Origin of the sequence: Streptomyces sp. NPDC059456, from assembly GCF_042750055.1 — a bacterium.
Taxonomy (GTDB): Bacteria; Actinomycetota; Actinomycetes; order Streptomycetales; family Streptomycetaceae; genus Streptomyces.
Window position 1 is genome coordinate 1 of record NZ_JBHYVA010000264.1, and the last position, 8,567, is coordinate 8,567.

Here is an 8,567-nt window from a genome sequence, read left to right on the forward strand (position 1 = left end):
GGGGGGGGGGCGGCCCCCCCCCCCCGGGGCCGGGTCTGGAGGCGGGGGTGTGCGGGGTCAGGGGCAGGTGGCCAGGATGACGGAGACGACCGTGCAGCCGGCGGTCGCGGTGTCGTTGACCGGATTGGGGTCGGTCGGGGCGGACGCCGTACGGGTCGCGGTGACCGAGACGCGGCCCAGCGAGAGCAGGCCCAGCGGTACCCGGAACGTCTTGGCGGAACCGGCGCCGGCGGCGATGGTTCCGTAGCCGCAGGTCACGGTGGTGCCCATGGCGGTGCACCCCGGGGACAGCGCGGTGGCGGAGGAGCCCGGCGGCAGCGTCGCGGTGAGCGTGGCCGAAGTGACCGTACCGGGGCCGGTGTTGTGGGCGGTCAGGGTGTAGGTGAGGTACGGGACGAGCAGGCTGAAGCCGGGCTGTGCGGCCAGGTCCACGTCGATGTCGGCGGGCGGGAGCTGGTAGGTGTACCGGCCCGCGCCGACCGCGGCGCTGGTGCCGCCAGGTGTCGTGACCTGCACGTCGACAGGGCCTGCGGCGTGCGCGGGTGCGGTTGCCGTGCAGGTGGTGGCGGTGCAGGAGAGGGCGCCGGCCGGATTGTCGGGGCCGAAGGTGAGCGAGGTGGCGCCGCTCAGGCCGGTGCCGGTGACCGTGACGACGGTCCCGCCGTCGGTCGGTCCTGCGGAGGGGCTGAGCGAGGTCACCACGGGTACGGGGAGGTAGGTGTACCGGACGTCGGGGGACGCGGCACTGGTGCCGGCGGGCGTGGTGGCTTGTACGTCCACCGTTCCGGTCCCGGCCGGCGCGGTGGCGGTGCAGGAGGTCGGGGTGCAGGAGATGCCGGTGGCCGGGTTGCCCGCGCCGAAGGTGATGGCGGCGCCCGCCAGATACGTGCCGGTGACCGTGACCGCCGTGCCGCCCGCCGCGGGGCCGGTGGCCGGGCTGATCCCGGTGACCGTGGGTGCGTCGCGGTGGAAGGCGAATACGATCCGGCCGTCCCCGGCGTTGGCCCCGTCGGTCAGGGTGACCGGTGAGCCGGGGACCGTGCCGGAGACCAGGCTGGAACCGCCGCCTCCGCCGCCGCCTCCGCCCCCGGTGGTCCCGTACCGGCCGCCGGCACCTCCCCGGCCGCCGCCTCCGTAGCCCGCTCCGCCACGGCCGCCGGCGCCGGTCGGGTTGAACGCGCCCTGCGCGGCGGCGCCGCCCGAGCCGTTCGGGTAGGCGCCGGGCGAGCCGTTCGCGCCCTCGTTGTCCGCGCCCTGCCCTCCCGTCCCCGCCGTCCCGCCCGCCGTGCCGGTGCCCGGGCCTCCGCCCGTACCGCCCTGCGCATCCGGGACCAGGCCGTGGCCGTCGGCGCCCGCTCTGCCGCTGTCACCGCCGGCCGCTCCCGGGTAGGCCCGGGAACCGATGCCCGCTCCGCCCGCTCCACCGCCCGAACCCGCGGTCAGCAAGGGCGCGTTGGAGGCCGTGGTCACCGCGACGAGGCCGCCGCCGAAGCCGGGTGCGCCGAACTGCGCGTTCGCCGTGGCGTTGGCGCCACGGCGGCCGACCGTGACGTTGAACGTCTGCCCGGCAGTCGCGAGGACGTCCGCCACGAGGTGCGCGCCCTTGCCGCCCGGTGTCCCGTCGGCCGCGTTCCCGCCTCCGGCGCCGTCGAGGGTGACCACGGCGCCGGACACGCCGTCGGGCACGGTGAGGCTTCCCGGGCCACCCGCCGTACAGGTGATCGTGGTGACGGCATCCGCCACGACCGGGGCGGCGCACACGCCGTCGGCCGCCGCCGGAACCGCCAGGACCGTCAGGCTGCCCGCGACCAGCACGGACGACACGGCCACGGCCGGCAGCCGGTGGCGCCACCTGGATCTCGGTCCGCTCACCACGGCAAACGATGACATCGAAGCTTCCCCCTCTCAGCTGCGCCCGGCGGCGGCCGGAGACGAGGACTCCTGGGAAGCCGCGGCCGGACGCTCCGGCACGACGAACCACAGCGCCGCCCCACGTACGGAGCCGCCGACCGTTCGCCGGTATCACCGGGCCGTCGCGGGTGCGGGACCTGGTGACACCGGCGGAAGCATGGCAGCGGCCGGGGGGCGACGCGGGCGAAACCCCAGATCATTCCGCCGGCTCCGCGGAAAACGCCGACCGCGGGGACGGGGGCGTTTACGATGCGAGGTTTCGTCCTACGCCGCCAAGGGGTGCGCAGGAGCAACCGGCCGTTCGGCGTGGGGTGTTGGGGTACTGGGGTGGGCCTCGGCTCAGAGGACCAGGACGCGGCGCCCCCGGGTGTGGCCGGCGCGGCTGTCTGCGTGCGCCGCCGCCGCCTCGGTGAGCGCGTATGACTTCTCGACCGGGATGTGGAGCCTGCCCCGCGAGATGAGGTCGACGGCCTCGGCGAGCGCGTCCGGCACGCTGCCGGCCACGCCGGAGAACCGCACGCCCAGCTGCGGCGCACCGAGGTCGGCGATGGAGACGACCTTGCGCGGGTCCCCGGTCAGCTCGACGAGTTCGCGGATCACGCCCGACCCGGCCAGGTCGAGGGCCGCGTCGACCCGGCCGAGCCGGCGCACCCGTGCGACCCAGCCCTCGCCGTAGGTCGTGGCGAGGGCGCCGAGGCTGCGCAGGTAGTCCTGGTTCGCAGCCCCGGCCGTGCCGATCACCGTGATGCCGCGCGCGCGGGCGATCTGCAGCACCGCCGACCCGACGCCGCCGGACGCGCCGCTGGCCAGCAGCGTCTGCCCGGGCCGCACGCCGACCTCGCGGATGATGCGCAGCGCGGTCTCCACCACCGACGGGTACCCGGCCGCCTCTTCGAAGGCCAGCCCCTCGGGCATCCGGGCCCAGGCCGACAGCACGGCGAATTCGGCGTACGTGTCGACGCCTTCGCCGAACACGCGGTCGCCGACTTCGACCCCCTCGACGCCCTCGCCGACCTCGTCCACCACCCCGGCTGCGTCCAGTCCGACCCCGGCGGGCAGTTTCACCGGATGGGCTCCCAGGACCTGGCCCTCCCGGATCCTCCAGTCGACGGGGTTGACGCCCGCCGCCCGTACCGCGATGCGTATTCGGCCGGGGCCCGCGTGGGGCTCCTCGGCTTCCACCAGTTGCAGGACCTCGGGACCGCCGAACTCGGCGAAGCTGATTTTCCTCATGCAGCGAAACTAACCCTAACGGTTAGGCTTTCACAACGGTTAGGATTTCAAGCCTGGTAGCGTCACGGCATGATCGAGTCGTCCGGACGCCGTGAACGCAAGAAGGCCGCCACCCGCCAGAAGATCGCCGACACCGCGCTGCGCCTCTTCCTGGAGCGCGGGTACGACGCCGTGGGCATCCGCGACGTGGCGGCCGAGGCCGACGTGGCCGTCACCACCGTCTTCGCCCACTTCGCCTCGAAAGAGGCCCTGGTGTACGAGCGCGACCAGGACTTCGAGCAGCGCCTCACAGGAGCGGTGACCGGCCGGCCTGCGCACGAGCCGGTCATCCCGGCACTGCACCGCGAGGTCCAGGCCCTGGTGCGGCACTGCACGGCGGAGGGGAGCGCGCCCATCCGGCGCATGATCGAGGGGTCAGCCGCCCTGCGGGAGTACGAGGAGTCGATGAGCCTGCGTCACGCGCAGGCGCTGGCAGCGGCGCTGGCCGCCGATCCCCGGCTGTCCCGGAGTGCGACGGCCTGCCGCGCCACCGCGCGGTTCGCCATCGACGCCTACGCGCTGGCCTGCCGGGCGGACGATCCCGAGGCCACGGTGGACGAGGTCTTCCGGATGATCGAGGCGGCCTGGGAAGCCACCGCGCCCTGAGCCGGGGGCTCCGGCGCGCCGCGGACGGCGCCGACGGGCACGACACGTACGGGTTGCGGAGGGCGGCCCGCACCCGGACCTGTTCACCCGACCATCCGACGTCCACCGGCCCGGGTCGTCGGCCGGGGCACCGGGCGGACTGCGCCGAATCCGAGCTCGTGCCGGTGAAGCCCGGCCGCAGACAACGCCAACGGCGAACGGTCCGCGCCGCGACCACCTCGGAGGAGACGAACGGCCGAGCCGCCCGCCCGCCCGCGGGAGGGCTCCCCCGGAGGGGGAGCCGCGCTGCGCGCAGCGCCGTCGATGACGTGGACGGGGTCAGCCTGCCAGTCGGGCGAGGGCCAGCGCGTGCGCGCGGTCGAGGGAGTCAGCGGCAGCGCACGGGACGTCCGGCTGCACGCCGGTGCCCTCCCAGTTCGTGCCCGAGACGGGGTTGACGGCCCGGCCGACGGGGATGGTGGCTTCCAGGTGCGGGTGCACCGTCCAGCCCTGGCAGGGATGCGCGCCGCCGCGGGTGGGCTCGCCGACGACCACGGCGCGGCCGAGCTGCTGGAGGTCGTACGCCAGCTCTTCGGCGGCGGAGAAGGTGCTCTCGCCGGCGAGCACGTACAACGGCTTGCTGCCGCCGAAGCGCGCGCCGGGAACGTGGGGCAGGCTCCAGGACTGCTCGCTGCGCTCGCCGCCGCGCCAGTGCATGGTGTTGAGGTGGGTGCGCTCGTCGAGCAGGTGGCTGCACACGAAGGCGACCGTGTCCGGGTCGCCGCCGCGGTTGGCGCGGAGGTCCACGATCAGCGCCTGCGCACGGGAGGCCAGGGTGAGAGCGGCGCTCAGCGGTTCGGCGGCCCAATCCAGCGGAAACAGCATCGGCGCCAGCTCCACCACGGCCACTCCCCCGTCGAGCAGCTGCACTCGCGGCGCACCGCCCAGCGAGGCGTCGAAGTCCCGGCGCATGGCGGCCAGGGTGGCCTCCCCCTCCTTCGGGGAGACCGGCTCCACGTGGTGCTTCAGCCTCAGGTGCCGGTCGCCGTTGACGGACTGCAGGTCCGCGGTGACCAGGCGGGCGAGCTCCTCGGCGTCGTCGACGTCGTAGGCGCCTTCGGCGAGGCGTCTCTGCAGGACGCCGGCGAGCTGCTCGGCTATCTCGGGGAAGACGTAGTGCTCGATGAGGAGCCGGGCCGTCTCATCGACAACAGGGGCCGGCGGAAGCTTCGTTGAAGTGGTCATGGCAGGAAGTAGAGCATCTCCCTTGCCAAAGCGTCAAAGACTTTAGACACTTTCCGTATGGACGATCAGCGCCCCCACCTGCCACCCCCCGAGGAAGTTCTGGAGATCGGTGCGCCGGAGCAGTTCGCGGCGCTCGCCCACCCGTTGCGGCAGCGGTTGCTCTTCGCCCTGGGCCACCGGCCTGTCACCGTCAGACAGCTCGCGGCGCAGCTCGACGCGAAGAAGGGCAACGTGGCCCACCACCTCAAAGTGCTCCGCGAAGCCGGGCTGGTCCACATCGCCGAGACCCGCCAGGTCCGCGGCGGCACCGAGCAGTACTACCAGCGCACGGCCCGCCACATGATCGTCGCCGAGCCCCAGGCGGCAGGCACCGCCGCGATGCTCGCCGCGTTCGCCCAGGAGCTGGACCTCTCCCCCGCCGAGACCCACCTGACGCTGCGCCACCTGCGTCTCAGCCCCACGAAGGCGAAAGAGCTCGGCGAGACCCTCGCCCGACTGGTCGACGAGGCCGAGGAAGATGCAGAAGGCCAGCCCCTGCACGGCGTACTGGTGGCGCTCTATCAGCAGGCCCCGCCGGCCGGCACCTCCGGTTCCGCCTAGCGGCACCGGCCTCAGCGGCGTCGATGCCGTGCCACCGGCGTCGTCCGCCGATCCGGCCGCGCTCGCGGGCGTCGGCCGGCTGCCCGGCCGCACGCCATGCGCCCGGGCCGGCCGCTGGTGGAGCGGACGGCCCGGGCGTGCCGGCCCCGTGTCAGGCGGGCGCGTTGCGGTACTCGGTGGTGCGGGGTCCGTGCACCCGTCCTCAGTTGCCGATGCCGGAGCTGCCGAGGCCCGAGTTCCCGATGCCGTGGCTGCCGACGCCGGTGTTGGCGAGGCCCGCGCTGCCCACACCCCAGTTGGCGATGCCCGCGTTGCCGACGCCGCCGTTGAACACTCCCGCGTTCCCGACACCCGAGTTGCCGATGCCTGAGTTGCCCACGCCGTCGGCGCCGGCCGCGCCCGCGCCGCAGATGGCCAGCGCTGCCGCGGCACCGAGCGCAGTCGCCGCACGGAGAAGAGTTGTACGCATCGTTACATACCTCTCATTTCGGTTATTTTGGCTCGCAATCCCTAGCACGCAACTGCACCGGATACGGGGACGTACGTCCGAGGCCGGTCGTGTCGTGACGACGACTGCATGCCGGAAGCCCGCTTCGGAGCAACATGGAGACCCGGACGGGTGTCTTCCCCGTGTCATCCGCGTGCCGGAACGCAGTCGCCGTCTAGCCTGTCGGCCGAACGGAAGTGACGCGCCGCCCATCGCACCACCGGACCGGACGGGCTCCGACCGGGTGGCGCCCGCAGGGGCATTGCCGGGGAGAACAAGCGCTGCCTGGCTGCGCGCAGCTTCGCCAACGCCCACACGCTCCGGGAGTTCGGCATGTCCCGTATCACCATCAACGGCGTGACGGTGGACCCGCTGGCGCAGGCCGATGATCTGGCCACCGCCTCGCTGGTGTCCGAGGACGCCACCGCGTCCAACTACCTCCTCGTCCAGACCACGCACCCGCCCACCCCCGAAGAAAAGGAAGAACTCGCGGGGCTCGGGGTGGTCATCCATGAATACGTTCCGGACGACACCTATCTGTGCGGCTTCCGGCCCACGGATCTGGACGCCGTGCGCGCCCTGCCGTTCGTGACCTGGGCCGACGTGTACTTCAAGGGCTTCAAGATCGCCCAGTCGCTCCGGTCGAACCGGCTGCGTCCGGGGGTGGCCGTGCTGGCCGACCCCTTGGAGGCGGGGGGTCCCCGGCCCCGGACCATCGACGTCGTCCTGCACGAGGACGTCGACGCGAGCGTGGACGGGCTCCGGGACCGGATCGCGGCGGCCGCCGGTGTCAGCCCGGGCGACGTACAGCCCGACCACGACAAGGTGCGTGTGACGGTCCGTGAGGAGGACCTGTCCGCGCTGGCCGCGCTCGACGAGGTGAAGGAGATCGAGGAGGTACCCGAGCGAGTGCTGTACAACACCGTCGCGGCGAACCTCATGCACGCCCGCGTCTCCCTCAACGGCACCAAGTTCCGGGGCGAGGGCCAGATCGTGTGCGTCGCCGACACCGGGTTCGACAAGGGGTCCGCCACCAACGTGCACCCCGCCTTCACCGGCCGCGTCAAGCGCCTGGTCGCCCTGGGCCGTACGAGCCCCGCGAAGACGGACGACCCCGACGGACACGGCACCCATGTGGCCGGCTCGGTCCTCGGCGACGGCATGTCGGCGACGATGGGCGGCGACGGCACGTCGCCCGCCACGGGCGGCGCCATCACCGGTACGGCTCCGGAGGCGAGACTGGTGCTCCAGTCCCTGCTGGCCGACGACGGCTCGCTGTCCGGGATCCCCGTGAACCTGCACGACCTGTTCGAGCCGCCCTTCGTGGAGGACGGGGCGCGGATCCACACCAACTCATGGGGTCCGGTCACCCCGGGCCTGCCGTACAACAAGGCCGCGCGCGAGGCCGATCAGTTCGTCTGGGACAACAAGGACTTCGTCATCTGCTTCGCCGCGGGCAACGACGGTACCGACCGCGACGGTGACGGCCGCATCAACCTGAGGGCCATCAGCGGGGAGAGCGGGGCCAAGAACATCATCACCGTCGGCGCCAGCGAGGGCGACCGCCCCCAGATCACCCACACCTACGACGACCTGAGGCCGCTCTCGTACCCCGCCCCGCCGATCCGCGGTGACAGGATGGCGGACAACCCCGCCGGGATGGCGGCCTTCAGCAGTCGCGGCCCCACCCAGGAGGGACGGATCAAGCCCGACGTCGTCGCTCCCGGCACGGCGATCCTTTCGACGCGCTCACGGCTGGCCTCCGACGACGGTCTGTTCGGCCTCTCCACGGACCCGGCGTTCATGTTCGACAGCGGTACGAGCATGGCCACCCCGCTGGTCGCCGGCTGTGTGGCGGTGCTGCGCGAGACGCTGGTGAAGAACGGCACTCCGAAGCCCAGCGCGGCGCTCATCAAGGCCATGCTGATCAACGGCGCCGACGAGCTGCCCGGCCAGTACAGCCCGTCCGAGACGGGCGCCTCTCCGAACAACAGCTCCGGATTCGGCATCGTCAACCTCCAACGCGCCGTCGTCCTGCCGACCGATGCCGGCCGGGCGGGGTTCACCGATGCCAAGGAGCTGGACCAGGGAGAAGAGCGGGCGTTCCACATCACGATTCCGGAAGGGGCGGCCCACGCCCTGAAGGTCACCCTCGTCTGGACGGATCCGCCCGGGAAGGCACTGCAGAACGACCTCGACCTGATCGTCCGGGCAGGCGGCCAGGAGCGTCACGGCAACATGGGCACGGATCCCGGGTTCGACCGCGCCAACAACGTCGAGCAGGTCAACTGGCAGAACGTCCCGGCCGGGGAGGCCGAGGTCGTCGTCAGGGCCTTCCGCATCACCCAGTTCGCCCAGCCGTACGCCGTCGCCTGGCGCATTCTCTGACGGACACGACGTCGGGGCGGGCGCGGCGCAACGGGGGCCCGCCCCAATTGCGTGCCAGGCCCGCGCCCGCTCGCCCGCC

At 73.0% G+C, this 8,567-nt stretch carries 7 protein-coding genes; 3 read left to right on the plus strand and 4 right to left on the minus strand.

The genetic code is table 11. The features are described 5' to 3' along the window. Nucleotides 1-57: 57 nt before the first annotated feature. Together ACFXA3_RS22480 and ACFXA3_RS22485 are read right to left on the minus strand one after the other, a co-directional pair. Nucleotides 58-1,872 (minus strand): IPT/TIG domain-containing protein, encoded by a 1,815-nt coding sequence (locus ACFXA3_RS22480; protein ID WP_385189251.1) that lies wholly within the window; start codon nucleotides 1,870-1,872, stop codon nucleotides 58-60. Nucleotides 1,873-2,250: 378 nt separating this feature from the next. Continuing rightward, on the minus strand, nucleotides 2,251-3,144 hold the full coding sequence (locus ACFXA3_RS22485) for an NADP-dependent oxidoreductase (protein WP_385189253.1): 894 nt from the start codon (nucleotides 3,142-3,144) through the stop codon (nucleotides 2,251-2,253). 69 nt (nucleotides 3,145-3,213) lie between these two features. Between ACFXA3_RS22485 and ACFXA3_RS22490 the strand changes: the two genes are divergently transcribed. Then, nucleotides 3,214-3,789: a TetR/AcrR family transcriptional regulator gene (locus tag ACFXA3_RS22490; RefSeq protein ID WP_385189255.1), complete on the plus strand. Its 576-nt coding sequence runs from the start codon at nucleotides 3,214-3,216 to the stop codon at nucleotides 3,787-3,789. Nucleotides 3,790-4,107: 318 nt separating this feature from the next. Here the strand turns inward: ACFXA3_RS22490 and ACFXA3_RS22495 are convergent, their stop codons facing one another. Then, entirely contained in the window at nucleotides 4,108-5,013 is a 906-nt protein-coding gene (locus tag ACFXA3_RS22495) for a S41 family peptidase (RefSeq protein WP_385189257.1), read from the minus strand. Between the two features lie 57 nt (nucleotides 5,014-5,070). On the opposite strand from ACFXA3_RS22495, the gene ACFXA3_RS22500 reads away from it, so the two are divergent. After that, nucleotides 5,071-5,613 carry an ArsR/SmtB family transcription factor gene (locus ACFXA3_RS22500; protein WP_385189259.1) on the plus strand — a complete coding sequence of 181 codons (543 nt, stop codon included), beginning with the start codon at nucleotides 5,071-5,073 and terminating at the stop codon, nucleotides 5,611-5,613. A 202-nt stretch (nucleotides 5,614-5,815) separates the two neighbouring features. Here the strand turns inward: ACFXA3_RS22500 and ACFXA3_RS22505 are convergent, their stop codons facing one another. Further along, nucleotides 5,816-6,082 (minus strand): hypothetical protein, encoded by a 267-nt coding sequence (locus ACFXA3_RS22505; RefSeq protein ID WP_385189261.1) that lies wholly within the window; start codon nucleotides 6,080-6,082, stop codon nucleotides 5,816-5,818. Nucleotides 6,083-6,433: 351 nt separating this feature from the next. Between ACFXA3_RS22505 and ACFXA3_RS22510 the strand changes: the two genes are divergently transcribed. After that, nucleotides 6,434-8,488 (plus strand): S8 family serine peptidase, encoded by a 2,055-nt coding sequence (locus ACFXA3_RS22510; protein WP_385189263.1) that lies wholly within the window; start codon nucleotides 6,434-6,436, stop codon nucleotides 8,486-8,488. Nucleotides 8,489-8,567 lie beyond the last annotated feature (79 nt).

What these genes read in the sequence shown, in the direction of transcription:
- ACFXA3_RS22510 (WP_385189263.1), top strand. Translation starts at nt 6,434, where the DNA reads ATGTCCCGTATCACCATCAACGGCGTGACGGTGGACCCGCTGGCGCAG.
- ACFXA3_RS22500 (WP_385189259.1), top strand. Translation starts at nt 5,071, where the DNA reads ATGGACGATCAGCGCCCCCACCTGCCACCCCCCGAGGAAGTTCTGGAG.
- ACFXA3_RS22495 (WP_385189257.1), bottom strand. Translation starts at nt 5,013, where the DNA reads ATGACCACTTCAACGAAGCTTCCGCCGGCCCCTGTTGTCGATGAGACG.
- ACFXA3_RS22505 (WP_385189261.1), bottom strand. Translation starts at nt 6,082, where the DNA reads ATGCGTACAACTCTTCTCCGTGCGGCGACTGCGCTCGGTGCCGCGGCA.
- ACFXA3_RS22490 (WP_385189255.1), top strand. Translation starts at nt 3,214, where the DNA reads ATGATCGAGTCGTCCGGACGCCGTGAACGCAAGAAGGCCGCCACCCGC.
- ACFXA3_RS22485 (WP_385189253.1), bottom strand. Translation starts at nt 3,144, where the DNA reads ATGAGGAAAATCAGCTTCGCCGAGTTCGGCGGTCCCGAGGTCCTGCAA.